The sequence below is a fragment of the Pseudomonas sp. LTGT-11-2Z genome (genome assembly GCF_003691445.1).
Classification (GTDB): domain Bacteria; phylum Pseudomonadota; class Gammaproteobacteria; order Pseudomonadales; family Pseudomonadaceae; genus Aquipseudomonas; species Aquipseudomonas monteilii.
On record NZ_CP033104.1, the window covers coordinates 5,919,182 to 5,945,350 of the forward strand.

Below are 26,169 nucleotides of genomic sequence, written 5' to 3' on the forward strand. Positions count from 1 at the left end.
TTGAAGGGATGTGAAGCCTCGTGCAGCCTGGAGCGTCCACAAAGTGTCCACACTGCAGACGAATATGGAACCCATATATCCCCAAATATTCAGCAAAAACAGCGCCATGCTGGGTTTTGCCAATAACCATTGGTCGTAATGTTGGACTTGTAATCAGTAGGTCCCGGGTTCGATTCCTGGTGCCGGCACCATTCAAGGTTCCATAGAAAGCTTTCAAAATCTCTGGAACCCCCGAAAAACCTGCCTTCTGGCGGGTTTTTTCGTTTTGGCGTTCCGTCGGATTCCGGGGGTAGCCAGCGCTAATAAGGGTACTTTTAAGGATACCTACCAATTCGACATTGGAAAGTACCCTTATGGCTCGCACAACGGCTCCCCTTACCGACAACGCCTGCCGCACCTTCCAGGTTCCATGTTAGCTTTCAAAAGCTATGGAACCCCGCTCTACTCTCAAGCCCCCCGCAACCCCCGCCGCACCTCTTTATCGGCATACATCAACTGATCCGCCGCTTTGAGCGCTGCTTGCAGCGATGTCGCAGAAGGGTCGACACTCGTAATACCAATGCTCGCGCCGGAATAATTGAAACGGCATTCATCAAATTCGTAGCTACCAATCAGCAGCGGCGCCAGCCGTCGGCGCATGGCTGAGACAGTTTGCGCCATCTCGCCTGGATGCACGGAAGCCGTCAACCCGATCACAACGAATTCGTCACCACCCCAGCGCCCAAGCTCATCCGTCGCCCGCAACCCGCCCTGAAGTCGTCGGCTGCCTTCGATCAGGAACTGGTCCCCCACCTCATGCCCGTAGGTGTCGTTGATCGCCTTGAATTCGTCGAGGTCGATAAATGCCACCAACACCCCCTGCCCCGTTCGTTTCGCCAGCGCGAAATGCCGATGCAAGGCCGCCAGAATTGCACGCCGGTTCTTCAAGCCGGTCAGCGCGTCATAGTTTGCCGCATAGCGTTCTTCCTGGCGGCGCATCAACATCTGCGCGGTCACACGGCTGGAGAGCAAGATCAGAATTAACCCCAGCGCTGCCACAGATGCCGCGGTCCAGTAGTACTGCTGGCGCATCGGCTGAAGGTGGTCAAGCGTTGCCAACGTCAGCAACTGATAGTGCGCGTCGTTCAGGGGCTGGCGCCTCACCAGGTAAGGCTGCCCGTCAATGAGCCATTGATCGGCCTGAGCCGCTCCGGTCATTGGGCGGATATCCATAGGCTCGCCCGGCTCTTCGTCGCCATCCACAGCCTTGGGCATATCAGGCGGCAGCAGCGCCGCCACGTTGCGCAGCATGAACCGCTCGCTGGACGCGGTAGTCACACGCCCCTGGCGGTTTACAATCAAGGCTGTGTGACGCCCCGTGAGATAAAGGGCAATGTCCGGGGCATCGAACTTGACCGTGACAGAGCCAAGTGGCTTGCCATCGGCACCGTCAATGCGGCTGGCTACGAAATAGGAGGGTGTCTTGTTCAGGCGGGCGATGCCGAACATGGCACCACTGCCAGTGCGCAGTGCATCGATGAGGTAAGCCCTGCCCGTATAGATCTGGCCAACAATGCTGAACGACTCCGCCCAGTTACTGGCCGTCACCGTATCGTCTGAAAGGTTGTTCATGTAGATGCGGGCATAGTGGAGATCGCTGGACAATCGGTCCATGAAATCACCTACGCTTCGAACCAAAGGGTCACGGGTGAAATTCGAAGCGCGCTCTTCACGCGTGAGTGCCGCGAAACCGGGTGGATCATGGCGATACCGGGCAGCGAGCTGGATGACCTCGCTCTGGCGGGCCACCATATTGGCCACACTGGCCATCTCGGTGAACAGACGGTCTACGACACGCCCCGTTATCTGGGCTTCGTATTCGGCGCCTGCCGCCAGGTTTTTAAGCTCTTCTGCCGTAAGGTGCTGCGCTATCCACACGCCCAGGCTTGCCACAAATGCCAACCAGACGAGCACTACGCCCAGCGTCACCCGGCGCATGATGGAAGGGATGTCCCTGCGTTGCCGCCGCTGCGCCGACGCGTAGCTCACGCCGTGCCTGCCGGTTGAATGGTGCTCCAAGGCAACTCCTTTTGCGATACAGCAAGGTGCATCATCGACCCTGCGATACCCCCACCAAGGCGGGGCTCGCAAGATTGTAAAACATTCACCTCAGTGTATTGGCAGAACGTCTACTTACCAGCAGGGTGGCTAAAAGAGGTTGCCCGGATACAGGGCTTTGCCGGTGTTCGCGGGACAAGCCCGCCCACAGTGATCACGCCAGCTTTCAGATTTTGTGCAAGACAGTTGCTCCCACAGGGATTGCGCATGCCTTGAGGTAAGCACTGACCCTGTGGAAGCGGGTTTACCCGCGAAGAAGCCGGCACAAGCAGCACAAGAAAGCTGCTCCCATGCATTCGGCTTGCCGGCGATGGACTGCGAAGCAGCCCTAGGCAGTATTGATCAGAACGCCGTACTAACGGTCAACGACAGGTTACGCGGGTCACCATAAATCGCCCCGGCATAGAACCCGTACTGGGTGTAGTAGTGCTTGTCGAACAGGTTGTTGGCGTTAACGCTGACGCTGGTGTCGTCGGTCAGCTGGTACTTGGCCATGGCATTCCAGATGGCATAACCGGACCAGTTCACGTCGGTAGCACCGTTGCTCACACCATTGGTGGGCTGGCCAGCCGGGCTGGAGATGGCGCGGATGTTGGTTTGCGCGGTCACACCGGCACCCAGGGTCAGGCGGTCGAGCGGGCCGCTGAGGCGGTAGGTGGTCGAGGCCTTGAACAGGTGCGATGGATCACTGCGACCGTCGCTGTCGACGCGGCGCAAGTGCAGGTAGGTGTAGCCGGCATACACGTTCCAGTTGGGGGTCAGGGCGCCCGCGACTTCCAGGTCGATACCGTCGGTTTCCTGGCCGGAACCGGCCTTGTAGGCGTTGCCACCGGTCGGGGTAGTCAGGTCGCCGTCCAGCACCGCCTTGTTTTCCTGCTTGGTGCGGAAGTACGCCGCCGAGGCGTTCAGGCGGCCGTCGAACCACTCGCCCTTGATACCGGTTTCGTAGCTTTGACCACGAATCGGCTCCACCTTGCTGCCGCTGCTGGTTTCAGACGTTTGCGGGGTGAAGATGTCGGTATAGCTGGCGTACAGCGAGTAGTTGTCGTTGAGGTCGTACACCGCTCCCAGGTAGGGGGTGACGATGCCGTTTTCTTCCTGGCTGCTACGTGCACCGGCCACGCTGCGGGTGACAGAGGAATAGTTGCTGGTGCGCACGCCGACGATCACCGACAGCGGGTCGGTGATGCTCAGGCGGGTGGCAGCGTACATGCCCTGCAAGCGCGTGGTGGTCTTACTGTGGCGGCCGGTGCGTGAGGCGATGATGTCGTAGTCGTCATCCACGCCATTGCGCCAGTCGGTCAGCGGGAAGCCGTTGTTGGCGCGGAACTGGCAGCCCAATGCAGGCGCGCTGGCCATGCCGTCGCCAACCATGGTGCAGGTGTACTCCGGCGACCAGCCCACGGTGCGGCTGTCGTTGTAGCCGACCATGGCCTGATGGGTGCGGCCGAACAGCTGGAACGGGCCGGATAGGTCGATCTGGGCCGACTGCTGGGTGGTGTCGCTGGAGCTGTGCAGGCCGTTGAGAACGGCGCCGCTGCCGTCCTGGTCCCAGTAGCCGCCATAGGTGCCGCGCCCGGCCGAATTGACCTTGGCCAGGCCACGGTGGTTCAGGGCTTCGGTAGTGGCTTGGGCGGCTTTCAGGTCCAGCGTCCAGTCGTTGTCGAAGCGGTGCTCCAGCGAGCCGAACGCGGTGCGGGTGGTGTACTCGCCAAAGCTCCAGCTGGGTACCACGTTGGTGCTGCGTGGCAGGTCGGTCTTGCTGCCGTCTCGGTACCAGATTGGGATGTTTGCGCCCCAGCCGCCGCCTACCACCTTGTTGTACTCGTACTGGTAGCCGGCACCGAGGGTGGTGGCGTCGTCCAGGTCGAATTCGAAGTTGGCCAGTGCGGCGCGGGAACGCTCGGACTGGTTGTCGCGGAACGAGTTGGCGTCCTGCTGGGTCATCACGAAGCGCGAACGCAGGCGGCCGTCTTCGGACAGCGGCAGGTTGAGGTCGGCGCCCAGGCGGCGTTTGTCCCAACTGCCGTAGGTGGCGTAGGCGCTGCCGCCGAAGGTTTTGGTGGGGGCCTTGCGGATCAGGTTGACGGTGGCCGAAGGGTCGCCGGTGCCGCCCAGCAGGCCGTTGGCGCCGCGCACGATGTCGATGCGCTCGTACAGGTCCATGTTCAGCGCGTTGCCGCTGCCGCTGAAGTCGGAGCCGCCCTGGGTCTGTAGGCCATCGACCTTCCAGTTGCTGATCGAGTAACCACGGGCACGGTAGTCGGTACGCCCACCCACTTCGGACTTGTTGGCCGTTACACCCGGCGTGGTTTCCAGCGCTTGCTCGATGGTGTGGATGTCGCGGTCATCCATCTGCTGGCGGGTGATGGTGGTGACCGACTGTGGCGTTTGTCGCGGCGTCAGCGCCAGGCCGGTGGAGCTGCGGGTGCTCTCGACTGTGTAGCCCAGTTGGCCCGCATCGTCGGCGGGGAGCAACGCGCTGTCTTCGATCTGCGTGGCGTCCAGCTCCAGGGGTTTACTGTCAGCCGCCATGGCACCACCGCTAATGGCGACGGCGACGAAGAAGGCCAGCGGCTTGATGCGGTTGCCGCTTCGGCTGATGGGGGTGAAAGCTCGCGGGATGCTCATGGGATTCATTTGGGAAGGCTTCGTATTTGCAGATGATTTTTTGTTAGGATTCTAGGGATCGGCCCTCCGGGCTCCAGACCCGACATGTACGGGGATGTAATTGAAGGTAACGAGCGCCACAGGCCCTCACCAAACAGGTGTTTTTCCGCATGAGCACGACCCTGCTGGTTGTCGACGATGACGACGAGATCCGCGAACTTCTTTGTGATTACCTGACCGATGCCGGCTACAACGTGCTGGCGGCTGTCGACGGCGAGCAAATGCGCGACCAGCTGGCCCGGCACAAAGTGGAGCTGGTGGTGCTCGACCTGATGCTGCCGGGTGAAGACGGCCTTAGCTTGTGCCGCCAGTTGCAAGCCACCCCGGGGCTGGCGGTGATCATGCTGTCGGCCAAGGGCAGCACGCTGGACCGCATCATCGGCCTGGAAGTAGGCGCCGACGACTACCTGGCCAAGCCTTTCGAGCCGCGTGAGCTGATCGCCCGGATCAAGGCCGTGCTGCGGCGCCCGCAACGGCTGGAGCCCTCTGTCGAAGCGCCTGCCGTGGTCGATGCCCAACTGTTCGCGGGCTTCCGGCTGGAACATGTGAAGCGCCTGCTCACCCGCCCCGACGGCGAAACCCTGACCCTACCACGCTCCGACTACCGCGTGCTGCGCGAACTGCTGGAAGCCAACAACCGGGTGGTTTCGCGCGACCAGCTGACCCGCAGTGCGTTCGGCCGCGACCACCTGCCCGATGACCGCTCGGTGGACATGTGCGTCAGCCGCCTGCGCCAACACCTGCGCCATGCACCGACAGGTGCCGCGCAAATCCTCACCATCCGCAATGAAGGCTACCTGCTGAGTATCGCCAGTAACGTGGCGGATGCCTGACATGCGCTGGCTTCGCCGCCTGTGGCCACGTACCTTGTTTGGCCAACTGCTGCTAATCATGGTCAGCGGTACGTTGGTGATCCAGCTGATGTCGAGCAGTATCTGGTTCGATGTGCGTTTCGCCCAGGTACTCGAAGCCCCCATTCGGTTGATCGCCGCACGCAGTGCACCGCTCATTGCCCAGGCCGACTGCCCCGCTGGCACGTTGCAGGTCCCCCCCCACTACCACCTGCGTTGCAGCGAAACCTTGCCCACACCAGCGCATGACGAGCGCCGCGGGCGCAGGCGTGTGGAGCTGTTGCTGCATCAGGCCCTCAAATACGAACTGGGGCATGCTCAGGACGTGCGCCTGATAAAGGTGCAGCTTACCGATGAGCTGGGCCAGCCAATCGTCTGGCGCAGCCTGTTCGGGCTGCGCACGGCCCAGGCGCATATCCAGTTCGCGGTGCCGTTGGCCAACGGCCATTGGCTGACCATCGACGGCCAGGAACTGCAAGGCTGGAGCGGCGAGTCGGCCTGGGTGCTGATCAGCGATTACCTGTTGCGGGTGTATGCACTGCGCATCGTCGCGGTGTTGCTGGTGTGCCTGATAGCCGTACGCCTGTGCTTGCGCCCCTTGCGGCGCTTGGCCGATGCCGCACGTGGCCTGGGTAGCAACCTTGAGCAAGCGCCTTTGGCACTGGATGGCCCGGAGGAAGTGCGCCAGGCTGCCCAGGCCTTCAATGCCATGCAGCAACGCCTGATTGCCATGGTCAACGACAAGGCCTATTTCCTGGCCGCCGTGTCTCACGACCTGCGTACCCCGCTGACCCGCATGCGCCTGCGCCTGGAGCGCCTGCCCGACGATGAGCACCGACAGCGTCTGCGGCAGAACATAACGCAGATGGACGACATGATCGGCCAGGTACTCGACTACCTGCGCGCAGGGGAGCAGTTGAACCTGCAGCTAGTGGACCTGGACCGGCTGGTGGCACGCCAGTGCGCCGAACTGGCTACCCCTGAAGAACCGCTACCGGTGCATGGCCAAGCGGGTCATTCACAACTCGATGCCCTGCTGCTGCAGCGCTGCCTGCAGAACTTGTTGGTGAATGCACTGCGATACGCCAAGGACGTTTCGGTCACACTGGAACGGGCTACCACGGGGGTGTTCATCCATATCGATGACCGTGGGCCAGGGATTGCGCCAGCGCTGCTAGCGACCATCACCGACCCGTTCGTGCGCGGTGAAGGGTCGCGTAACCAAGCATCCGGTGGGTATGGGTTGGGGTTGAGCATTGCCCAACGGATTGCCAACAGCCATGGGGGGGAGCTGATGCTGGCAAATCGTGAAGGCGGTGGGTTGCGGGTCAGCATACTGCTGCCCATCTAAAGGCAGACGCGGTCTTACAGGGGACCGCGAACGCTCTGGAATACGCAATCAGGTAACAGTCTTTTACCGATTACCCAGGTTTTCCCCTGCCCGCCTTTGCCTATCCTATGCCCGGTCATCCTGACTGCGATGGACCCATGAAACACTCTCTGCCCAGCCGCTACGCCTGCCTCGCCATCTGTCTGTTGTTCACCTTCGCCAGCCTGCCACTGCTGCCCCAGCATGCCTGGCTCTGGCCACTAACGCTGATCACCGCCCTGCTCAGCCTGGTCGGGCTGAACGACCTGCGCCAGAGCCACCACGCCGTGCGGCGCAACTACCCGATTCTGGGCAATATCCGCTACCTGATCGAAACCATCCGCCCGGAAATCCGCCAGTACCTGATCGAGGGTGACGACGACAAACTGCCGTTCTCCCGCTCGCAGCGCTCGCTGGTGTACGCCCGCGCCAAGAACGAAAGCGCCGAGAAAGCCTTCGGCACGCTCAACGACGCCTACAAGCCCGGTTTCGAGTTCATCAGCCATTCCATGCTGCCAGTGGCTACGCCAGATCCGGCATCGTTCCGCATCGCCATTGGCGGGCCGCAATGCCGCCTGCCTTACTCGGCCTCGATCTTCAACATCTCGGCCATGAGCTTCGGCGCACTCAGCGCCAACGCCATCGCCGCCCTCAACCGGGGTGCGCGCATGGGCCGTTTTGCCCATGACACCGGCGAAGGCAGCATCAGCCCGTACCACCGCGAACATGGCGGTGATCTGATCTGGGAGATCGGCAGCGGCTACTTCGGTTGCCGCACCGAGGACGGCCGCTTCGACCCTCGACGTTTCGCCGAACAAGCCCGCTCGCCGCAAGTGAAGATGATCGAGATCAAGCTCAGCCAAGGTGCCAAACCAGGCCACGGCGGCATCTTGCCAGGGCACAAGGTCAGCCCCGAAATTGCAGAAACCCGTGGTGTGCGCGTAGGCGAGGACTGCATCTCGCCGGCAGCGCACAGCGCCTTCCGCACACCAGTGGAATTGCTGCAGTTCGTTGCCAGCCTGCGTGAGCTGTCGGGTGGCAAACCCGTTGGCTTCAAGTTTTGCCTGGGCCACCCGTGGGAGTTCATGGGCATCGCCAAGGCCATGCTGGCCACCGGCATCACCCCAGACTTCATCGTCGTGGATGGCAAGGAAGGCGGTACCGGCGCGGCACCTCGCGAGTTCAGCGACAATATGGGTGTGCCCATGCGTGAAGGCCTGATGTTCGTGCACAACACCCTGGTCGGCCTGAACCTGCGCTCCAGCATTCGCATTGGTGCGGCGGGCAAGATCGTCAGTGCCTTCGACATCGCCAGCGTCCTGGCCATCGGCGCGGACTGGGTCAATTCGGCACGCGGCTTCATGTTCGCCATTGGTTGCATCCAGTCGCAGAGCTGCCACACCAACAAATGCCCGACCGGCGTGGCCACGCAAGACCCGCTGCGCCAGCGCGCCCTGGTGGTGCCAGACAAGGCCGAACGGGTAGCCAGCTTCCACCGCAACACACTGCATGCACTGGCCGAAATGCTGGCGGCGGCAGGTCTGGAGCACCCCTCGGAACTCAAACCCAAGCACCTGGCGCGGCGCATCAGCTCCAGCGAAATCGGGCTTTTCTCGGACCTGCACACCTTCCTCAAGCCGGGCGAGTTGCTCAGTGGCTCGATTGAAAGCGAGTTCTATGCGCGGATGTGGCAGATGGCACGCAGTGACAGTTTTGCACCAGAAAGTGCAGACGTGATGTCCGCAGTGGCAAAACCCGTGCGCCGGAAAGAAACAGCCCCGGCATAAGCCAGGGCTGTTGATACATCAGACCAGGATCAGAAGATGCTGATCGGGTATTCAACGAATACGCGGACTTCGTTGCCGTCGTCGTTGTAACCGTTCTGCTGCACGGCGTTGTTGGTACGCACGAACGAGCTACGCAGCTTGATGGACAGGTCCTTGGCCGGGCCGTCCTGCACCACGTAACGGATCTGGTTGAAGATCTCGCGCTCTTTACCTTCGCCGAAGCCCTGCGGGTTGGCGACGTTGCGGGTGTTGATGTTGTCACCCACGACGTAGGCCAGCTTGTAGGTCAGACCCGGGATGCCGTAGGCACCGAAGTCCAGGCCATAGCCCAGCTGCCAGGAGCGCTCGTCTTCGGCGTTGAAGTCAGACCAGTACGAGTTGGCCAGGTAGATGGTAGAACCACCGTCACCCACGCCACCGGCGTTCTGGTAGAAGCCGTAGTTGTAGCCAGTGCTGCCGGTGCTGCGCTGGTGGGCGAGGGTGAACGAGTGTGCACCGTACGCGTAAGTGGCAGCCAGGCTCCAGATGGTGTTGGAGTCGCCGTTCAGGCCGGCAGCCTGGACGTACTGCTTGTCGATGTCCGACTTGTAGCCGTTGAAGTCCAGGGTCAGGGACTGGTCGCTGGCAATCGGGAAGACGTAGTTCAAGCCCAGGTAGTGCTTCTTCATCACGTCTTCGTTGTCGGCGGTGTACAGCGAAGCGGTGAAGTTGTCGGTGAACTTGTAGCTACCACCGAAGACGTTGATCGACTTCAAGCCACCACCGTCACGGCGCTCAGCACTTTTGCGCGCTTCCTGGGTGAAGCGACCGGCGTTCAGTTCCAGGCCCTGGATCTCTTTGGAGGTGATCAGGGTACCGGTGAAGCTTTCTGGCAGCAGACGCGCGTCGTCGTATTGCAGCACTGGCAGGGCCGGCATCTGGTCACCGTACTTCAGCACGGTGTTGGAGATGCGGAATTTCACTGCTGCACCGGCGCGGGCCAGGTTGTGCGGCGAGCTGGCGTTGCCTTCGGCGTTGGTGGTTTCGTGCGGCTTGAAGAAGTCGACGCCGCCGCCACCGTTGTGGCCTTTGCCGCCATCAAGGCGAACAGCGTACAGGCCGAATGCATCGACGCCGACGCCAACGGTGCCCTGGGTGAAACCGGAGTTGAAGGTGCCGATGAACGCCTGGCCCCATTCGATCTGGTCGTCGGTGCCGTGCTTCTTGTCGCGGTTGATGTAGGCGTTGCGCAGAAGGACGTTGGCGTGGCTGTCCTCGATGAAGCCCTTGCTGTCGGCCTGGTCATTGGCCTGTGCCTGGGTCGCGGCGATCATCGCCAGGGCGACCAGGCTGATCCTGGTTTTCAACATGTTGTTTTCCTTATTTCTTAATCAAAAACGCTCTGCACTATGGCGCCAGGAACCAACGCCCCTTCGTAGGTTCGACGCTATGCGGATCCAGCCTGGTGGGCCTGCCGGTAAGTACACAGCGGCCCTTGGCAGCAGCTTGGCCAAGATCATGGCCAGCAGGCGTTGGCCGAATCCTAGCCGTGTGCGATTACAAATGTCAAAAACTCGTGAAATGCAGGTTGATATAACTAAAATGACCGTTAGGTCTGGTGCATTTTCACGCCTCCTTGCGCTATCAGTGGGCAATTTATCTTGTGCCGGAAAAGACCTTTTGATCGAACGGACAAATTCCCTTCGAAGGGCAATTTCGCAGCAGAGCGGTTACAAATAGACACATTTGTAAAGACAAGCCTTTACAAATAGCCAAGCAAGAGCAAATAGCAAGCATTACCATTCGCACCTATTTTATCACCTGCCCGGTCCGGATGTGCCCATGCTTGTACCCTGCCGCCTTTCCCCCCTCACGCTTGGCCTGTCGCTGCTGTTCAGCGCCAGCCTGGCCAGTGCCGCCACCACCACGCTGCCGGAGTCGTCGGTTACCGCCGACAGCGAGCGCGAGAAGGACAACCCGCGTGTCAAAGAGGTAAGCACCGCCACCCGAACCTCAACGCCAGTGCGTTACGTGCCTCAGGCAATCGACACGGTGAAAACCGCCAACGTGCTGGACTACGGCAGCAACACCCTGGGCAAGGCGCTGGAAGGCATCCCCAACGTCAGCAGTGGCGCCGACACCCGTTTCGACAGCGTGCGCATTCGTGGCTTCGAGGCCAGCAACGACTTCTACCTGGACGGCATTCGCGACGACAGCCAGTACATCCGCGACCTGCACAACATCGAGCGGGTCGAGGTACTGAAAGGACCAGCGGCAGTGCTGTATGGCCGTGGCAGCCAGGGGGGTATCGTCAACCGGGTCAGCAAGGCGCCAGAACCTGGCCGCCGCTCGACCATCGAAGCACAGGCCGGCAGCGAAGACCTGCGTAGCCTGTATGCCGACCTCAGCGCCGACCCCAGCGACACCGTCAGCCTGCGCCTGAACATGGGCAACCAGGACAACAACAGCTTCCGCGACGGGATCGACGGCAGCCGCCAGCTGTTCGCCCCGTCGATCAGCTGGCAGATCAACCCCGACCTGAACTGGCTGGTGCAGTACGAATACAGCCGGTACAACCGCACGCCCGACCGTGGCATCCCCGGGGTCAACGGTCGCCCGGCCGACGTCAGCCGCGGTACCACCTACGGCGACCAGCGCGACTACATCGATGACCGCGCCCAGTCCCTGCGCTCACGCCTGAACTACCAGCTGAACGAAACCTGGCAGCTGCGCCATACCCTGGGCCTGTTCAAACTCGACAGTGAGTTCGACAACACCTATGTCACGGGCTACAACCCCGGCACCAATATCCTGACCCGCCAGCGCTGGCAGCAGGACCTGAACACCCGCAACCTGTTCAACAACCTGGAGGCTGAGGGCGACTTCGATACCTTGGGGCTGGAGCACAAGCTGCTGCTGGGCCTGGAGATCGGTAACCAGAAGCGTGACCCGGTGTTGTATACCGCCGGTAGTCAGTCACTTCCGGGCTTGGGCAAACCCGGCAGCAACCAGCAGCACAATGGCAAGCTGGTGCTGTCGAGTGACAACCACACCGTGGTCGATAGCCGTGGCCTTTACCTGCAAGACCAGATCCGTCTGAACGATCAATGGCAAATCCTGGCTGGCGTGCGCTTCGACCAGTTCGACGTGAAAACCACCAACAAGGATGGCATAAGCGAACCGCAGGACAGCAACGGCACCAGCCCGCGCCTGGGCGTGGTCTACACGCCATGGCGTGACCATTCGTTCTACGCCTCGTGGAGCAAGACCTTCTCGCCGGTGGGCGGCGGCCTGATCGGCATCACCCCGGATGCACCGGGCAACGGCAACGACGCCAAGCCGGAAGAGACTCGCCAGAAAGAAATCGGGGTGAAAAGCGACTGGCTCGACCAACGCCTGACCACCACCCTGGCCGTCTACGAGCTGGAACTGTACAACCGCCGCACCCGCGATCCGGAAAACCCTAACAACATCCTGCTCAGCGGCTTGCAGCGTTCACGCGGCATCGAGTTGACCGCCACCGGTAACATCGCCGGCAACTGGTATGTACGCGGCGGCATCGGCCTGCAGGACGCCATCATCGTCAAGGACAACAACGGCCAGGAAGGAAACCGCATCAACGATGTGGCCAAGCGCAATGGCAGCCTGTTCATCACCTGGAAACCGGAACTGGGCTGGTATGCCGAAACCGGGCTGACGCTGGTGGGTGAACGTTACGCGGACAACCAGAACACCACGGTGCTGCCGGGGTATGGCCGCTGGGATGCGCTGGCGGGGTACCGCACCCATGACTGGGATGTGCGGGCGGCGTTGAGCAACATTGCCGACAAGGCCTACTACAGCTCAGCGACCAGTGCTGCGCAGATCATGGTGGGGGATCCACGCAGCCTGGTGGTGACGGGTAGCTACAGCTTCTGATCTTTAGCCTGTACCGGCCTCTTCGCGGGCGCGCCCGCGAAAAGGCCGGCAGGCTAAAGCGATCGATCAGTGCCACACCCCCATCAACGCCTGCATTTCTGCATCGCTGATCAGCCCCTGGGGGTAGCGCCCTGCAAGCAGCCGCTGTGGGTCGGTCGTCCTGACCTTTTTGCTTCCATGGTGCTTCAACCACTTCGCAACCCGCTTGAGCGATTGGTGATTCACTGCCGATGGGCGCAATGCCGACTCACTTGCTGCGTTCATTTCTACACGTACTCCCTGGCCCGTGAGCGGCAAATTTACGTAAGTATTGTTACAGATCCGAGAGCGCGGCCTGGCCGGGCTATCCGATTGGCTATCCATTTGGCTATCCATTTGGCTATCCATTTGGCTATCCATTTGAAAACAATACAAAACCTATGCCAGCACGGACCTCCGAACGTCGCCCGAAAAAAAGGCCCGTACATGACGGGCCTCTTCATTCGCGCCGCGCTCAGCGCTTGACCGGCGCCGGCTGCTGCTGGGTCAGGCAGTGAATGTTGCCACCGCCCAACAACAGCTCACGACCCGGGATCATCACCACCTCGTGATCGGGGAAGATCTTCGCCAGGATCGCTCTGGCTTCGGCATCTGCCGGGTCATCGAAGCTTGGCGCGATGATGCCCCCGTTGACGATCAGGAAGTTCACATACGAACCGGCTAGACGCACCGACGGGTCACGCTCCTGGCTGCCGGCCACATGATCGACACCGGCACACTCTTCAGCCGTGGCGAACAGCGGGCCCGGAATCGGCATTTTATGCACGATGAACTCACGGCCCTTGGCGTCACGGGTGTTCTTCAACACCTCCATGGCCGCGTGGCAGCGCGCATAGTTGGGGTCGTTGGAATCATCGGTCCAGGCCAGTAACACTTCACCTGGGCGCACGTAACAGCAGAAGTTGTCGACGTGGCCGTCGGTTTCGTCGTTGTACAGGCCATCCGGCAGCCACACCACAGTATCGACCGCCAGCTGGTCGCGAAGCACCGCTTCGATCTGCTCGCGGTTCAGGTGCGGGTTGCGGTTGCGGTTGAGCAGGCATTCCTCGGTGGTGATCACGGTGCCTTCGCCGTCCACGTGAATCGAGCCGCCCTCAAGCACGAAGCCTTCGGTGTGGTAGCGCTGGCAGCGCTCCATCTCCAGCACTTTGGCGGCCAGTTCCTCGTCACGGTTCCAGGGTGCATACAGGCCGCCATCGAAGCCGCCCCAGGCATTGAAGCCCCAGTCCACACCACGCACTTCACCCTGGTCGTTGATGACGAAGGTCGGGCCGGTATCACGCACCCAGGCGTCATCGTTGCTGATTTCGACCACTCGAATGTTCGGCAGGTCGAGCTGGCGGCGGGCATTTTCGTACTGGCCGGCAGAGGCTGCGACGGTCACCGGCTCGAAGCGGGCAATGGCCTTGGCCAAGGTGACGTGGGCCGCCTGGGCAGGCTTACCGCCCAGGCGCCAGTTGTCCGGGCGCTCCGGCCAGACCATCCACACCTGGGTTTGCGGGGCCCACTCGGCGGGCATGTGGAAACCATCGGCACGGGGCGTGGTGTTGAGGGTTTTCATGGGTGACCTCTGTGATGGCCCTGAGCCGGACTGTGCTGGGGCGTTTGTGAATTTATAACCGATATATATCGACATTTAAAGCCCGATGGTCGGGACTTTTCCGCTCAAATGACGAATTTGTATCGATAACAATCGAACCTAATTTATCCTTGTCTGGTGCCGATAGCAGTCTGACGTCTACCATAGCCACACCTTATGCATCCTGTTACAGCTCCCGGCGGAAAATTCCAGCGGGGCCGACTAGGGTCAATACTTGGGCAACGGGCCAGCGAGCCGCTATGAACATCATTCCTACTGCAATCCCTGAGGTACTGATCATCGAGCCGAAGGTTTTCGGTGACAGCCGTGGTTTTTTCTTCGAAGCATTCAACGCGCGTGAGTTCGCACGGCAAACTGGCGTGAAAGCCGAATTCGTCCAGGACAACCACTCACGCTCCATCAAGGGCGTACTGCGCGGGCTGCATTACCAGGTGAAAAACACCCAAGGCAAACTGGTGCGCGTAGTGCAGGGGGAAATCCGTGATATCGCCGTGGACGTGCGCAAAAGTTCGCCAACGTTCGGCCAATGGGTCGCCGTGCATCTGTCGGCCGACAATCACCGTCAACTGTGGATTCCACCCGGCTTCGCCCATGGCTTTGCAGTAATGAGCGAGTCGGCCGAGTTTCTCTACAAGACCACCGACTACTACAACCCGGACGCCGACCGCTGCATCCGCTGGGACGACCCACAATTGGCAATCAACTGGGGGCTGCAGCAACCCCCGGTGCTATCAGACAAGGACAAGGTCGGCCTGCCACTGGCAGAGGCGGAACTGCTGCCTTAACTAGCGCATAATTGCGCCAGACTTTTCTGGCGCATTTACGTGATGATTGCAAAACCCACGCCCCCACGCCGTCCCCGCTGGCGCAGCCTGGCCTTGTTGGCCCTGTGTCTGGCCCCGCTCCTATGGCCCCTGCACCACCTGGCCGAGCGTTACTACCAGGATGAGCTGGCCTCGCAGAACCGCCAGACCCTCGACCTGTACGTCGCCAACCTGCTCGGCACCCTGCACCGTTATGAGACCCTGCCACAAATCCTTGGCGACCTGCCGGCGCTGCGGGGTGTACTGGCCGACCCGTTCCGCCTGGAAGCAGTAACCAACGCCAACCGCCTGCTCAAGGACATCGTGCAGCAGACCGGCGCCGAGGTGATGTACCTGATGGACATCAGCGGCAACACCCTGGCCGCGTCCAACTGGGACAAACACGACAGCTTCGTCGGCCGCAATTTCGCCTTCCGCCCCTACTTCAACGAAGCCATGGCCGGCCACTTGGGCCGTTTTTTCGGCCAGGGCACCACCTCGGCCAAACGCGGCTACTTCTTTGCCGCCGCCGTGCGGGACCGTGAGCGAGTCGTTGGCGTGCTGGTGGTGAAGGTTGACCTCGACCACACCGAGACCCTCTGGGGCCGCACCCCCGAGCAGCTGTTGCTGACCGACCACAATGGCGTGGTCATCCTCACCTCGCGGCCTGACTGGCGCTTCCGCGCTACCCGTGTGCTGACCGAAGCCGAACGCCAGGCCATCATCGCCATCCAGCCCTACCCGACCCAGGCACCGCAACCGCTGGTGCTAAACCCGGACGCCTGGATCACCCAGACCCGCGATATCAAGGAAACCGGCTGGCAAGTGAGCATTCTCGCCCCTCGCCTACTGGTCGACCGTTCGGTACAGACGGTAATGGCCATCGGCGCAGGCACCCTGCTGGTGGTGATGCTGTTGGCCGGGCTGGTGATGCAGCGGCGCCGCCACTACATCGACCGTATCGACTTCGAGGCCCGTGGCCGCCAGCAGCTGGAAAAGCGTGTGGCCGAACGTACGGCCGATCTCGAAGGCCTCAACTCCCGCCTCAAAAGTGCCGTGCTGGAGCGCGAGAACGCTCAGCAGGAAGCGGTGCGTGCCCAGGACGAACTGGTGCAGGCCGGCAAGCTGTCGGTTCTCGGCACCATGTCGGCCAGCATCAGCCATGAGCTGAACCAGCCATTGGCGGCCATTCGCAGTTACGCGGAAAACGCAGAGATCCTGCTCGACCACCAACGCACCGAAGACGCCCGCGACAACCTCAAGCTGATTGGCGAACTGACTGGGCGTATGGCCTCGATCATCGCCCACCTGCGTGCCTTCGCCCGCCGCGACCGGCACGCCCCGGAGAGCGTAGCCCTGCAGCCTGCCCTGGACGATGCCCTGGCGCTGCTGGCCAAGCGCCGCCGGGCCATGGCCGTGGAGCTGATCCGCGACCTGCCCGAGGCCACCTTGTGGGTACAAGCCGGCGAAACCCGCCTGCGTCAGGTACTGGGCAACCTGCTGGCCAACGCCCTCGACGCCCTGACCGAAAAAGCCAACCCGCGCCGCTTGTGGCTAAGTGCCGAGCAACGCGATGACTGCGTCTACCTGTACATCCGCGACAACGGCCCCGGTTTCAGCCGCCAGGCCCTGGAGCACGCCAAGGAGCCATTCTTCACCACCAAGACCCGTACCCAGGGCCTGGGCTTGGGCCTGGCCATCTGTGAAAGCCTGATGCGTGCCCTGGGCGGTGAACTGCTGCTGGCCAACCACCCGGAAGGGGGCGCGCTGCTGACCTTGCAGCTGCGCGTGGCCGCGCCTGGCGCTACTTTGCCCAATTCGGAGGACACCTCGGCATGACCACCGAGACACTGATCGACAACCGAGCCCAGGTCATCCTGGTCGACGATGACCCGCACCTGCGCCAGGCACTGAGCCAGACCCTGGACCTGGCCGGCCTCAAGGTGGTCGCCCTGGCCGATGCCCAAGGCCTGGCCGACCGTATCGAGGCCGATTGGCCCGGCGTGGTGGTCAGCGACATTCGCATGCCCGGCATCGATGGCTTGCAACTGCTGGAGCAATTGCATGGCCGCGACAGTGAGCTACCGGTGCTGCTGATTACCGGCCACGGCGATGTGCCGCTGGCGGTGCAGGCGATGCGCGCCGGGGCTTATGACTTTCTGGAAAAACCCTTTGCCACAGACGCCCTGCTCGACAGCGTACGCCGCGCCCTGGCCCTGCGCCGCCTGGTACTGGACAACCGCAGCCTGCGCCTGGCGCTGAGCGACCGCCAGCAACTGGCCACCCGACTGGTAGGCCATTCGCCGTCCATGCTGCGCCTGCGCGAACAGATCGGCGCCTTGGCCGGTACCCGCGCCGATGTGCTGATTTTGGGTGAAACCGGCGCAGGCAAGGAGGTAGTGGCCCGCGCCCTGCACGATCTGTCCAGCCGTCGCGAGGGGCCGTTCGTGGCAATCAATGCCGGTGCGCTGGCCGAGTCGGTGGTCGAGAGCGAACTGTTCGGCCATGAGCCCGGTGCGTTCACCGGCGCGCAGAAGCGCCGCATCGGCAAGTTCGAGTTTGCCAACGGCGGCACGCTGTTCCTCGACGAAATCGAGAGCATGAGCCTGGATGTGCAGGTAAAGCTGCTGCGCATGCTGCAAGAGCGGGTAGTCGAACGCCTGGGCGGCAACCAGTTGATCCCGCTGGACATCCGCATCATCGCCGCGACCAAGGAAGACCTGCGCCAGTCTGCCGACCAAGGCCGCTTCCGCGCTGACCTGTACTACCGCCTGAACGTGGCACCGCTGCGTATTCCACCGCTGCGCGAACGCGGCGACGACATTCTGGTGCTGTTCCAGCACTTCGCCGACGCTGCCAGCCAGCGTCATGGCCTGCCACCGCACACCCTGCAACCAGCCCAGCGCGCCGTGCTGCTGCGCCACGACTGGCCAGGCAATGTACGCGAGCTGCAGAACGCGGCCGAACGCTTCGCCCTTGGCCTGGAACTGGCCCTGGACGGTCAGGCGCCACCGGCAGCAGTACCCGCAGCACCAGCGCTGATTGGCAACCTGAGCGAACAGGTCGAGCAGTTCGAACGCTCGCTGATCGCTGCCGAACTGGCCCAGCCACACAGCTCCATGCGCAGCCTGGCCGAGGCGCTGGGCATCCCCCGCAAGACCCTGCACGACAAGCTGCGCAAGCACGGCTTGAGCTTTGACGGCGGCAGCGGCGGGCATGACGACCATGAGGACAACCGTTGATGAACACCGATAGCCAATACCTGCAATCCGTCCTGCACAGCGACATCCCCCTGACCCGCGAAATGGGGCTGGAAGTACTCGACTGGCAGCAGCACACCCTGCGCCTGCAATTGCCACTGGCGGCCAACGTCAACCACAAGAGCACCATGTTCGGCGGCAGCTTGTACTGCGCCGCGGTGCTGGCGGGTTGGGGCTGGCTGCACCTGCGCCTGCGTGAGCTGGGGATCGATGACGGGCATATCGTCATCCAAGAGGGGCAGATCAGTTACCCGCTGCCGGTTACCGGCGCAGCGGTGGCGCGCTGCACGGCGCCGGATGAGAAAACCTGGGAGCGGTTCGTGAACATGTACCAGCGTCGCGGGCGGGCGCGGTTGACGCTGGAGACCACGGTGAGCAATGTCGGCAGTGACGAGCCTGCCGTGAAATTCAGCGGCCAGTACGTGTTGCACCGCTAACGCGGATCCCTGTGGGAGCGGGTTTACCCGCGAACACCGGCGAAGCCGGTGCCATGCACCGCGCTGGATTCTTCGCGGGTGAACCCGCTCCTACAGGGTAGGGTGATACACGTCAGATCAGCTTCAGGAAGGCCTGGCGCCACTTAGCATTGGCCGGCAATGCCAGGAAATACGGATTCAGCAGCGAATCCCGCGCCGGGTAGCGGAACGGCAAGCCATCCAAACCGATCACTTCGCCACCAGCCCCTTCCACCACCCCCTGCGCCGCCGCAGTATCCCACTGCGACGTCGGCGCCAGGCGCGGATAGCAATCGGCGCTGCCCTCAGCCAACAGGCAGAACTTCAACGAACTGCCGATATTGGCCAGCTCCAGCTCTCCTACCGCTGCACCCAGCCCGGCCAACAGCGCCTCCTGCTCCGGGCTGGAATGCCGACGGCTGGCCACCACGGTAAAACGCTCGCCCTGTGCCGGTGCGTTGCGCACCTGGATAGGCTGGGCAACCTCACCGGCCTCCGCACGCCAAGCCCCCAAACCGCGCCCACCAAAGTAGCAGCGCCCATTGGTCGGCATCGACACCACGCCAAACACCACCTCGCTGTTTTCAACCAGGGCGATGTTGACCGTGAACTCCTCACTGCCCGCGATAAATTCCTTGGTGCCGTCCAGCGGGTCGACCAGCCACCAGCGGCTCCAGCCCTGGCGCTCGGCCAGCGGAATGTTGCAGTCTTCTTCGGACAACACCGGAATGTGCGGGGCCAGCGCCAACAGGCCATCGGCAATTACCCGGTGCGCTGCCAGATCGGCGGCGGTTACCGGCGAGTCATCAGCCTTGTTGGTAACCGCAACATCGGCGCGCCAGAACGGCAGGATCGCCTCGCCCGCCATCAGCGCCAGCTTGACCACTTCATGCATCAGTTGCAGGTCGTTCATAGCTCCAGCAGCCCCCGCTGAATCAGCAGGTCACGCGCCAGGTACAGCGCCGCCAAGGCGCGTCCTTCGGTGAACTGCGGGTGCATGGCGAATGCCGACAGCTCGCGCAGGTTGACCTTGTCGACCCGCATCGGCTCTGGCTCGTCGCCTTCCAGGCGTTCTTCGTACAGGTCGCTGGCCAACACCACCTGGATCTTCTGGCTCATGTAGCCCGGCGACAGCGACAGCTCGGTCAGATGCTCCAGCTGACGCGCGCCAAAACCGGCTTCTTCCTTGAGCTCCCGGTCGGCGGCCGCCAGCACGTCTTCTCCCGGTTCGATCAGGCCCTTGGGCAACGACAGCTCGTATTCATCGGTGCCGCCACAGTACTCCTCCACCAGCACGGCGTGCTCGGCGTCGAGCATGGCCACAATCATCACTGCGCCGTAGCCGTTGCCCCGGCCCACCAACCGCTCGTAGGTACGCTCATTGCCATTGCTGAAGCGCAATTGCACGGCTTCGACGCGGAACAGGCGGCTGCTGGCGACGATTTCGCGGCGGAGGACGGTGGGTTTCTGGCGCATGGGGCGGCTCCTTGGCGTGAACGGGTTACTATACCGTGGCTTGCCGACTGAACGAGAGTTTCCCATGCCTGTTCTTCCCTGGTCTGCCATCGATACCGTCCTGCTGGACATGGACGGCACCCTGCTCGACCTGCACTACGACAACCGCTTCTGGCTGGAGCACCTGCCCCAACGCTATGCCGAGCTGCACGGGGTAAGCCGGACCATGGCGGAAATGGAGCTGCAGCCGCTGTTCGAACGCAATGCCGGCACGCTGAACTGGTATTGCCTGGACTTCTGGAGCCGCGAGTTGCGCCTGCCGATTCGCGAGCTGAAGCAGGAAATCGCCGACCTGATTGCCCTGCGGCCGGATGCCGACACTTTCCTGGCGGCGATTCGCCAAGCCGGCAAGCGGGTGGTGATGATTACCAATGCGCATCGTGATTCGTTGTCGCTGAAACTGGAGCGGGTAGAGCTGGCGCCGTATTTCGAGCGGCTGATCAGCTCGCACGATTATGGCTTCCCGAAAGAGAGCCCGCAGTTCTGGAATGCGTTGCAGGCGGATATCGGTTTTGAGCCGGCGCGCAGCCTTTTCATCGATGACACGCTGGCGATTTTGCGCAGTGCGCGGCGGTTTGGTGTAGGGCATTTGTTGGCGGTACGCCAGCCGGATAGCCAGGCAGGGCCGCGGGATACCGAGGAATTTGCAGCGGTCGAGGATTACCGGGAATTGTTGGTCGGCCTGTGAGGGCCTCTTCGCGGGCAAGCCCGCGAAGAGGCCCTCACAGGCAGTAGAGATCACTCAGGAATACGCAGCACCTGCCCCGGATAAATTTTGTCCGGATGCTTGAGCATCGGCTTATTGGCCTCGAAAATCTTGTTGTACTGGTTGGCATTGCCGTAAACCACCACCGAGATGGCCGACAGCGTGTCGCCCTTCTTCACCGTAACGAACCTGGCCGCCGCCACCACCGGCCCGGTCACGGTAATCTGGTCCTCCACACTGGCTACTCCATTGATATTGCCCGCCGCCAGAATGATCTTCTCCTTCTCCTCCTGGCTGGCCACCTCACCCTTGAGGATAATCTTGTCACCCTCTACAGTGGCACTGATGTTCGGGTTGCCCAGGCCGACACTTTCCACGTGCTTCTTCAACTGCTCTTCGGCATTGGCGTTACCGGGGGTCAGCAGGTCGATCAACTTCTCGCCGGCTTCCTTCACGAAACTGAACAGGCTCATTGCGTTCTCCTTGTTGACGAAACCTCGGACACACGAGTCTAGGCCAGCTTTTCCACTCCCGCCCCTGTGCGACCAATCGACGCGGTCTATCACGGCATAGACCCTAGCGATTAGACGCCGCCGGCTCGCAAGCCTAGGCTTGTGCTATCAGAAAGCCGCCGGTATTCAACGCCCCTGATGAACAGCAAACCTCCGGTCTGCGCGGCCTCATCGCCCTTGTCCATGCCCGCCGCCAGCAACACCTACGATTACGTCCAGCTCAGTGACGCCAAACGTGACAGCACGCCGCTGGCCGAAGAAGTAGCCCTGGCCATCGTCTACAACGGCCTCAACCAGGCAGTGATGCTGGTCAGCCCCACCGACCTGGAAGACTTTGCCGTCGGTTTCAGCGTTGGCAGCGGCATTGTCGAAGGCACGGCAGAAATCTACGACCTGAAGCTCTCCGGCAGCGGTTCGGCGATGTATGCCGACCTGGAAATCTCCAGTCGGGCCTTCTGGAACCTGAAAAACCAGCGCCGACAACTGGCCGGCACCAGTGGTTGCGGCCTGTGTGGGGTCGAAGCGCTGGAGCAGGCCCTGCCGGACCTGGCCGTGCTGCCCGGTGCGCCCTTGCCCCCGGCCCAGTGGCTGGCCGGCCTGCGTGAGCGTATCGATGCCTTCCAGCCGTTGGGCCAACATTGCGGCGCCGTACATGCAGCGCTGTTCATGGACCGCCATGGCGAATTGCTGCTCGGCCGCGAAGACATCGGCCGGCACAACGCCCTCGACAAGCTGATCGGCGCACTGCTACGCCAAGGCATCGACAGCCAGGGCGGCCTGGCCATCGTCACCAGCCGCTGCAGCCTGGAGCTGATCCAGAAGGTGCTGCGTGCCGGCATCCAGACCCTGGTCAGCCTGTCGGCGCCCACCGGCCTTGCCCTGCAATGGGCGCGCAAGCACAACCTCAACCTCATCCATTTGCCCAAGCACAGCGCACCGCGGGTCTACAGCCCAGCGGCGGAGTCGTAACAGCCGTGACCTCGTACCAGCCCCTTCCGGACAACGCCCCAGCCTCCACCCCTCGCTACAAGCCCTACCACGGCCCCGCCGGTGGCTGGGGCGCACTGCGCAGCGTGGCCAAGGCCTGGGTCGGCAGCGACAACGCGCTAAAGAACATTCGCGCCCTGCTCAAAACCAACCAGAATGGCGGCTTCGACTGCCCCGGCTGCGCCTGGGGCGACTCGCCGGAAAGCGGCATGGTCAAGTTCTGCGAGAACGGCGCCAAGGCGGTTAACTGGGAAGCGACCAAGCGCCGCGTGGATGCTGCCTTCTTTGCCCGCTATAGCGTCACGTCGCTGCTACAACAGAGCGACTACTGGCTGGAATACCAAGGCCGTTTGACCGAGCCAATGGTCTACGACGCCCCCAGCGATCGCTACCAACCCATCAGCTGGGATGCTGCCTTCGCCCTGATCGCCCGCGAGCTGAACAAACTGGCCACCCCTGACCAGGCCGAGTTCTATACCTCGGGGCGCGCCAGCAACGAAGCGGCCTACCTGTACCAGCTTTTCGTGCGTGCTTACGGCACCAACAACTTCCCCGACTGCTCGAACATGTGCCACGAAGCCAGTGGCGTTGCCCTGGGGCAGAGCGTCGGGGTCGGCAAGGGCACCGTCACCTTCGACGACTTCGAGCATGCCGATGCGATTTTCGTCTGGGGCCAGAACCCTGGCACCAACCACCCACGCATGCTCGACCCGCTGCGCGATGCGGTTAAGCGTGGCGCCCAGGTGGTGTGTATCAACCCGCTCAAGGAACGTGGCCTGGAGCGCTTCCAGCACCCGCAAAACCCGCTGGAGATGCTCACCAACAGCGACCGGCCGACCAACACCGCCTTCTTCCGCCCGGCGCTGGGCGGCGACATGGCGATGCTGCGCGGCATGGCCAAGTTCGTCCTGCAGTGGGAACGCGAGGCCCAGGCCAACGGCGAACCGGCCGTGTTCGATCACGCGTTCATCGCTGAACATGGCCATGGCGTCGACGAGTACCTGGCAGTGGTGGATGCCACATCATGGGAACACATCCAGGCACAGTCCGGCCTGACACTGGCGGATATCGAACTGGCCGCGCGCATGTACTGCCGCGGCAAACGGGTGATCATGTGCTGGGCGATGGGCATCACCCAGCACCGCCACTCGGTGCCGACCATCCAGGAAATCGTCAACCTTCAGATGCTGCGCGGCAACATTGGCGCACCAGGCGCAGGCCTGTGCCCGGTACGCGGGCACAGCAACGTGCAGGGTGACCGCACCATGGGCATCAACGAACGCCCACCGGTCGCGTTGCTGGATGCCATCGAAAAACGCTTCGGCTTCCCCGTACCGCGGCACAACGGCCACAACACCGTCGAAGCGATCCACGCCATGCTGGATGGCCGATCCAAGGTATTCATCGGTCTTGGCGGCAACTTCGCCCAAGCCACGCCAGACACCGAACGTACCGCCCAGGCGCTGCGCAATTGCGAACTGACCGTGCACATCAGCACCAAGCTCAACCGCAGCCACCTGGTGCATGGCAAGCAGGCACTGATCCTGCCGTGCCTTGGCCGCACCGACATCGACCTGCAAGCCGACGGGCCGCAGGCTGTCACGGTGGAAGACTCGTTCAGCATGGTCCATGCCTCAAACGGGCAGCTGAAGCCTCTGTCGTCACAGATGCGCTCGGAACCGGCAGTGGTAGCCGGCATTGCCGCCGCTACTCTGGGCAAGCAGCCGGTGGACTGGCACTGGCTGGTGGCCGACTACGACCGTATTCGCGACCTGATCGGCGATACCATCGCGGGCTTCAGTCATTTCAACCAGCGCCTGCAACACCCCGGCGGCTTCTACCTGGGTAACAGCGCCGCCAGCCGCGAGTGGAAGACCAGCACCGGCCGCGCCAACTTCAAGGCCAACCTGCTGCCGGATACGTTGCTCGACGAGCGCGTGCGCACCAGCGGCCAACTGCCGGATCTGATCATGCAATCGATGCGTTCGCACGATCAGTACAACACCACCATCTACGGCCTGGACGACCGCTATCGTGGTGTGCGCGGCCAGCGCGAGGTGCTGTTTGCCAACGAAGCCGACATCATCCGCCTGGGCTTCCAGCCGGGGCAGAAAGTGGACATCGTCTCGTTGTGGGGGGATGAGCATGTGCGCCGGGTGCAGGGCTTCACCCTGCTGGCCTTCGATATCCCGGCCGGGCAGGCGGCGGCGTACTACCCCGAGGTGAACCCGCTGGTGCCGCTGGAGAGCATTGGCGATGGCAGCCATACGCCAACCTCGAAGTTCATCGCCATCAAACTGGAGCGGGCGCTGGACGGGGGGCGTATCCTGTAAAAACGAAAAAAGCCCTGTTCCGTAACGGCTCAGGGCTTTGTCATAAAGGTCTCAGACAGCCGAAAATCGATAAAGTTTCACAGCAAATACAGTAACTTAGAGAATTGTGTACAACTCGTGTTACTCGTCGGATTTCCATTGCCAGCCACGCTCGATAGCCTCACATTCGCCTCGTCATCCTTATGAGGCTCTCTTGATGAAGAAGTACTCCTCGATTCTGTTGTTGTCTTTTAGCTTGCTCAGCGGCGTGGCCATGGCAGGCGGCACCACCGAGGCCGGCATTGGCGGCGCATTGGGTTGGGGTACTGGGCTCAGTGGTGGGCAACTCCATCGGTGGTAGCACCGGTGGCGCCATTGGTGCCGGTCTTGGCGGCGCAGCCGGCGGTGCCTTGGGCGCCGACAAGCGCCAGCGCGGTGAGGCCGCTATCGGCGGCGCACTGGGCGCCGCAGGCGGCAACGTGGTGGGTCGCTCGGTGGGCGGCACCACCGGTAGCTACATTGGCGCAGCAGCCGGCGGTGGTGCCGGTGGCGCACTGGGTAACTACCTGGGCAAGGAGGCCGACAGGGACGACTACCACGATGGCCGCCGTTACCGTCGTGGCTACGACGACGACCGTCGCCACTGGGACCGTGGCCACCACTACGGCCACCGCAAGCACAAGCGCCACTGGCGCGACTAATGCCTGAGGGCCTCGCCCCGGCAACAAAAGCCCCGCCCCCCTGCCGGCGGGGCTTTTTTATGCCTGTGGTTCCAGCACCAGGCCGGACAGGATCACCTGCAGCGCCTCTGGCAGCGTCACAGGCCGGCCACTGGCACGTTCGATGAACACCTGCACCACCGTGCCTGCCGCGCACGCCTCCGGCTCGCCTGGACGGAACAGCGCCAGGCGGTACTCCACCGTGCTGCCCGCCAGGCGCATTACCCCCAAGCCCACCTCCAGCACATCCGGGAAGCCCGGCAGCGCGTAGAAGTCCGCCGCCGAACTGACCACGAAGGCCGCCAACTCGCCGTCACGCAGGTCCAGCTCGGCCTGCTCTACAAGAAACGCTTGAATGGCCGTCTCGAAGAAACCGTGCACGGTGGCGCCGGCGATATGGCCGTTCAGGTCGTTGTCCTGAGGGCGGGTAAGGATGGGGTGGAAATGGAAGAAGGCAGTGCGCTGAGGGGATTCGGTCATCTGTCTGGCTCTAGTCTTCGCAATTGGTGCTGACAGTGAAACAGAAAATCCAGATTTGCGCTGCCTGAGCTCCCACAATGACCGCACTGATTTTCAGGAACAAAAAAGCC

At 62.3% G+C, this 26,169-nt stretch carries 20 protein-coding genes and 1 pseudogene; 12 read left to right on the forward strand and 9 right to left on the reverse strand.

The window, feature by feature from the left end; translation table 11 throughout:
- Positions 1-447: 447 nt before the first annotated feature.
- Both D8767_RS27985 and D8767_RS27990 read right to left on the reverse strand, forming a co-directional pair.
- Positions 448-2,058, reverse strand: coding sequence for a sensor domain-containing diguanylate cyclase (locus D8767_RS27985; RefSeq protein ID WP_016714487.1), 1,611 nt, complete (start codon positions 2,056-2,058; stop codon positions 448-450).
- Positions 2,059-2,439: 381 nt separating this feature from the next.
- Positions 2,440-4,737: a TonB-dependent siderophore receptor gene (locus D8767_RS27990; RefSeq protein WP_028699106.1), complete on the reverse strand. Its 2,298-nt coding sequence runs from the start codon at positions 4,735-4,737 to the stop codon at positions 2,440-2,442.
- 140 nt (positions 4,738-4,877) lie between these two features.
- Here D8767_RS27990 and D8767_RS27995 point away from each other — a divergent pair, with 140 nt between their 5' ends.
- The 3 genes from D8767_RS27995 to D8767_RS28005 all read left to right on the forward strand — a co-directional run bounded on the left by D8767_RS27995 (position 4,878) and on the right by D8767_RS28005 (position 8,774).
- Positions 4,878-5,600 carry a response regulator gene (locus tag D8767_RS27995; RefSeq protein WP_016714485.1) on the forward strand — a complete coding sequence of 241 codons (723 nt, stop codon included), beginning with the start codon at positions 4,878-4,880 and terminating at the stop codon, positions 5,598-5,600.
- A gap of 1 nt (position 5,601) precedes the next feature.
- On the forward strand, positions 5,602-6,969 hold the full coding sequence (locus D8767_RS28000) for an ATP-binding protein (RefSeq protein WP_063977359.1): 1,368 nt from the start codon (positions 5,602-5,604) through the stop codon (positions 6,967-6,969).
- 137 nt (positions 6,970-7,106) lie between these two features.
- Entirely contained in the window at positions 7,107-8,774 is a 1,668-nt protein-coding gene (locus D8767_RS28005; RefSeq protein WP_016714483.1) for an FMN-binding glutamate synthase family protein, read from the forward strand.
- Between the two features lie 29 nt (positions 8,775-8,803).
- Here the strand turns inward: D8767_RS28005 and D8767_RS28010 are convergent, their stop codons facing one another.
- Positions 8,804-10,123, reverse strand: a complete 1,320-nt coding sequence (locus D8767_RS28010; RefSeq protein WP_016714482.1) for an OprD family porin — start codon at positions 10,121-10,123, stop codon at positions 8,804-8,806.
- A gap of 472 nt (positions 10,124-10,595) precedes the next feature.
- Here D8767_RS28010 and D8767_RS28015 point away from each other — a divergent pair, with 472 nt between their 5' ends.
- On the forward strand, positions 10,596-12,671 hold the full coding sequence (locus D8767_RS28015) for a TonB-dependent siderophore receptor (RefSeq protein ID WP_016714481.1): 2,076 nt from the start codon (positions 10,596-10,598) through the stop codon (positions 12,669-12,671).
- A 66-nt stretch (positions 12,672-12,737) separates the two neighbouring features.
- Here D8767_RS28015 and D8767_RS28020 read toward each other — a convergent pair whose 3' ends face one another.
- Positions 12,738-12,935, reverse strand: coding sequence for a hypothetical protein (locus tag D8767_RS28020; RefSeq protein WP_028699110.1), 198 nt, complete (start codon positions 12,933-12,935; stop codon positions 12,738-12,740).
- 229 nt (positions 12,936-13,164) lie between these two features.
- On the reverse strand, positions 13,165-14,271 hold the full coding sequence (aguA, locus tag D8767_RS28025) for an agmatine deiminase (protein ID WP_016714479.1): 1,107 nt from the start codon (positions 14,269-14,271) through the stop codon (positions 13,165-13,167).
- Between the two features lie 278 nt (positions 14,272-14,549).
- Between aguA and rfbC the strand changes: the two genes are divergently transcribed.
- The 4 genes from rfbC to D8767_RS28045 are packed head-to-tail and all read left to right on the forward strand — an operon-like array spanning position 14,550 to position 18,810.
- Positions 14,550-15,095 (forward strand): dTDP-4-dehydrorhamnose 3,5-epimerase, encoded by a 546-nt coding sequence (gene rfbC, locus D8767_RS28030; RefSeq protein WP_016714478.1) that lies wholly within the window; start codon positions 14,550-14,552, stop codon positions 15,093-15,095.
- Positions 15,096-15,137: 42 nt separating this feature from the next.
- Positions 15,138-16,952 carry an ATP-binding protein gene (locus D8767_RS28035; RefSeq protein WP_016714477.1) on the forward strand — a complete coding sequence of 605 codons (1,815 nt, stop codon included), beginning with the start codon at positions 15,138-15,140 and terminating at the stop codon, positions 16,950-16,952.
- Positions 16,949-18,355: a sigma-54 dependent transcriptional regulator gene (locus D8767_RS28040; protein ID WP_016714476.1), complete on the forward strand. Its 1,407-nt coding sequence runs from the start codon at positions 16,949-16,951 to the stop codon at positions 18,353-18,355. The genes D8767_RS28035 and D8767_RS28040 overlap by 4 nt, the downstream gene beginning before the upstream one ends.
- Positions 18,355-18,810: a YiiD C-terminal domain-containing protein gene (locus tag D8767_RS28045; protein WP_016714475.1), complete on the forward strand. Its 456-nt coding sequence runs from the start codon at positions 18,355-18,357 to the stop codon at positions 18,808-18,810. The genes D8767_RS28040 and D8767_RS28045 overlap by 1 nt, the downstream gene beginning before the upstream one ends.
- A gap of 112 nt (positions 18,811-18,922) precedes the next feature.
- On the opposite strand, the gene cysQ is transcribed toward D8767_RS28045, so the two are convergent.
- Both cysQ and nudE read right to left on the reverse strand, forming a co-directional pair.
- Positions 18,923-19,741 (reverse strand): 3'(2'),5'-bisphosphate nucleotidase CysQ, encoded by an 819-nt coding sequence (gene cysQ / locus D8767_RS28050; protein ID WP_016714474.1) that lies wholly within the window; start codon positions 19,739-19,741, stop codon positions 18,923-18,925.
- On the reverse strand, positions 19,738-20,304 hold the full coding sequence (nudE, locus tag D8767_RS28055) for an ADP compounds hydrolase NudE (RefSeq protein ID WP_122048508.1): 567 nt from the start codon (positions 20,302-20,304) through the stop codon (positions 19,738-19,740). The genes cysQ and nudE overlap by 4 nt, the downstream gene beginning before the upstream one ends.
- Before the next feature lie 64 nt (positions 20,305-20,368).
- Between nudE and yrfG the strand changes: the two genes are divergently transcribed.
- A complete protein-coding gene (gene yrfG, locus D8767_RS28060) occupies positions 20,369-21,031 on the forward strand; it encodes a GMP/IMP nucleotidase (protein ID WP_016714472.1) in 663 nt (220 codons plus the stop codon).
- A 50-nt stretch (positions 21,032-21,081) separates the two neighbouring features.
- Here the strand turns inward: yrfG and lysM are convergent, their stop codons facing one another.
- Positions 21,082-21,522 carry a peptidoglycan-binding protein LysM gene (lysM, locus tag D8767_RS28065; protein ID WP_016714471.1) on the reverse strand — a complete coding sequence of 147 codons (441 nt, stop codon included), beginning with the start codon at positions 21,520-21,522 and terminating at the stop codon, positions 21,082-21,084.
- Positions 21,523-21,699: 177 nt separating this feature from the next.
- Here lysM and fdhD point away from each other — a divergent pair, with 177 nt between their 5' ends.
- The 3 genes and pseudogenes from fdhD to D8767_RS28080 all read left to right on the forward strand — a co-directional run bounded on the left by fdhD (position 21,700) and on the right by D8767_RS28080 (position 25,561).
- On the forward strand, positions 21,700-22,530 hold the full coding sequence (fdhD, locus tag D8767_RS28070) for a formate dehydrogenase accessory sulfurtransferase FdhD (RefSeq protein ID WP_016714470.1): 831 nt from the start codon (positions 21,700-21,702) through the stop codon (positions 22,528-22,530).
- 5 nt (positions 22,531-22,535) lie between these two features.
- Positions 22,536-24,881, forward strand: coding sequence for an FdhF/YdeP family oxidoreductase (locus tag D8767_RS28075; protein ID WP_028699548.1), 2,346 nt, complete (start codon positions 22,536-22,538; stop codon positions 24,879-24,881).
- A 196-nt stretch (positions 24,882-25,077) separates the two neighbouring features.
- Positions 25,078-25,561, forward strand: a pseudogene (locus tag D8767_RS28080) (glycine zipper domain-containing protein).
- 57 nt (positions 25,562-25,618) lie between these two features.
- Here the strand turns inward: D8767_RS28080 and D8767_RS28085 are convergent.
- Positions 25,619-26,059: a thioesterase family protein gene (locus tag D8767_RS28085; protein WP_016714469.1), complete on the reverse strand. Its 441-nt coding sequence runs from the start codon at positions 26,057-26,059 to the stop codon at positions 25,619-25,621.
- Positions 26,060-26,169 lie beyond the last annotated feature (110 nt).

Excerpts from the sequence above, each read along its gene's own strand:
- nudE (WP_122048508.1), bottom strand. The coding sequence starts at position 20,304 with ATGCGCCAGAAACCCACCGTCCTCCGCCGCGAAATCGTCGCCAGCAGC.
- D8767_RS28040 (WP_016714476.1), top strand. The coding sequence starts at position 16,949 with ATGACCACCGAGACACTGATCGACAACCGAGCCCAGGTCATCCTGGTC.
- D8767_RS27995 (WP_016714485.1), top strand. The coding sequence starts at position 4,878 with ATGAGCACGACCCTGCTGGTTGTCGACGATGACGACGAGATCCGCGAA.
- lysM (WP_016714471.1), bottom strand. The coding sequence starts at position 21,522 with ATGAGCCTGTTCAGTTTCGTGAAGGAAGCCGGCGAGAAGTTGATCGAC.
- yrfG (WP_016714472.1), top strand. The coding sequence starts at position 20,369 with ATGCCTGTTCTTCCCTGGTCTGCCATCGATACCGTCCTGCTGGACATG.
- aguA (WP_016714479.1), bottom strand. The coding sequence starts at position 14,271 with ATGAAAACCCTCAACACCACGCCCCGTGCCGATGGTTTCCACATGCCC.
- D8767_RS28020 (WP_028699110.1), bottom strand. The coding sequence starts at position 12,935 with ATGAACGCAGCAAGTGAGTCGGCATTGCGCCCATCGGCAGTGAATCAC.
- D8767_RS28000 (WP_063977359.1), top strand. The coding sequence starts at position 5,602 with ATGCGCTGGCTTCGCCGCCTGTGGCCACGTACCTTGTTTGGCCAACTG.
- D8767_RS28035 (WP_016714477.1), top strand. The coding sequence starts at position 15,138 with ATGATTGCAAAACCCACGCCCCCACGCCGTCCCCGCTGGCGCAGCCTG.
- D8767_RS27990 (WP_028699106.1), bottom strand. The coding sequence starts at position 4,737 with ATGAATCCCATGAGCATCCCGCGAGCTTTCACCCCCATCAGCCGAAGC.
- fdhD (WP_016714470.1), top strand. The coding sequence starts at position 21,700 with ATGAACAGCAAACCTCCGGTCTGCGCGGCCTCATCGCCCTTGTCCATG.
- D8767_RS28005 (WP_016714483.1), top strand. The coding sequence starts at position 7,107 with ATGAAACACTCTCTGCCCAGCCGCTACGCCTGCCTCGCCATCTGTCTG.
- cysQ (WP_016714474.1), bottom strand. The coding sequence starts at position 19,741 with ATGAACGACCTGCAACTGATGCATGAAGTGGTCAAGCTGGCGCTGATG.
- D8767_RS28010 (WP_016714482.1), bottom strand. The coding sequence starts at position 10,123 with ATGTTGAAAACCAGGATCAGCCTGGTCGCCCTGGCGATGATCGCCGCG.
- D8767_RS28045 (WP_016714475.1), top strand. The coding sequence starts at position 18,355 with ATGAACACCGATAGCCAATACCTGCAATCCGTCCTGCACAGCGACATC.
- rfbC (WP_016714478.1), top strand. The coding sequence starts at position 14,550 with ATGAACATCATTCCTACTGCAATCCCTGAGGTACTGATCATCGAGCCG.
- D8767_RS28015 (WP_016714481.1), top strand. The coding sequence starts at position 10,596 with ATGCTTGTACCCTGCCGCCTTTCCCCCCTCACGCTTGGCCTGTCGCTG.
- D8767_RS28085 (WP_016714469.1), bottom strand. The coding sequence starts at position 26,059 with ATGACCGAATCCCCTCAGCGCACTGCCTTCTTCCATTTCCACCCCATC.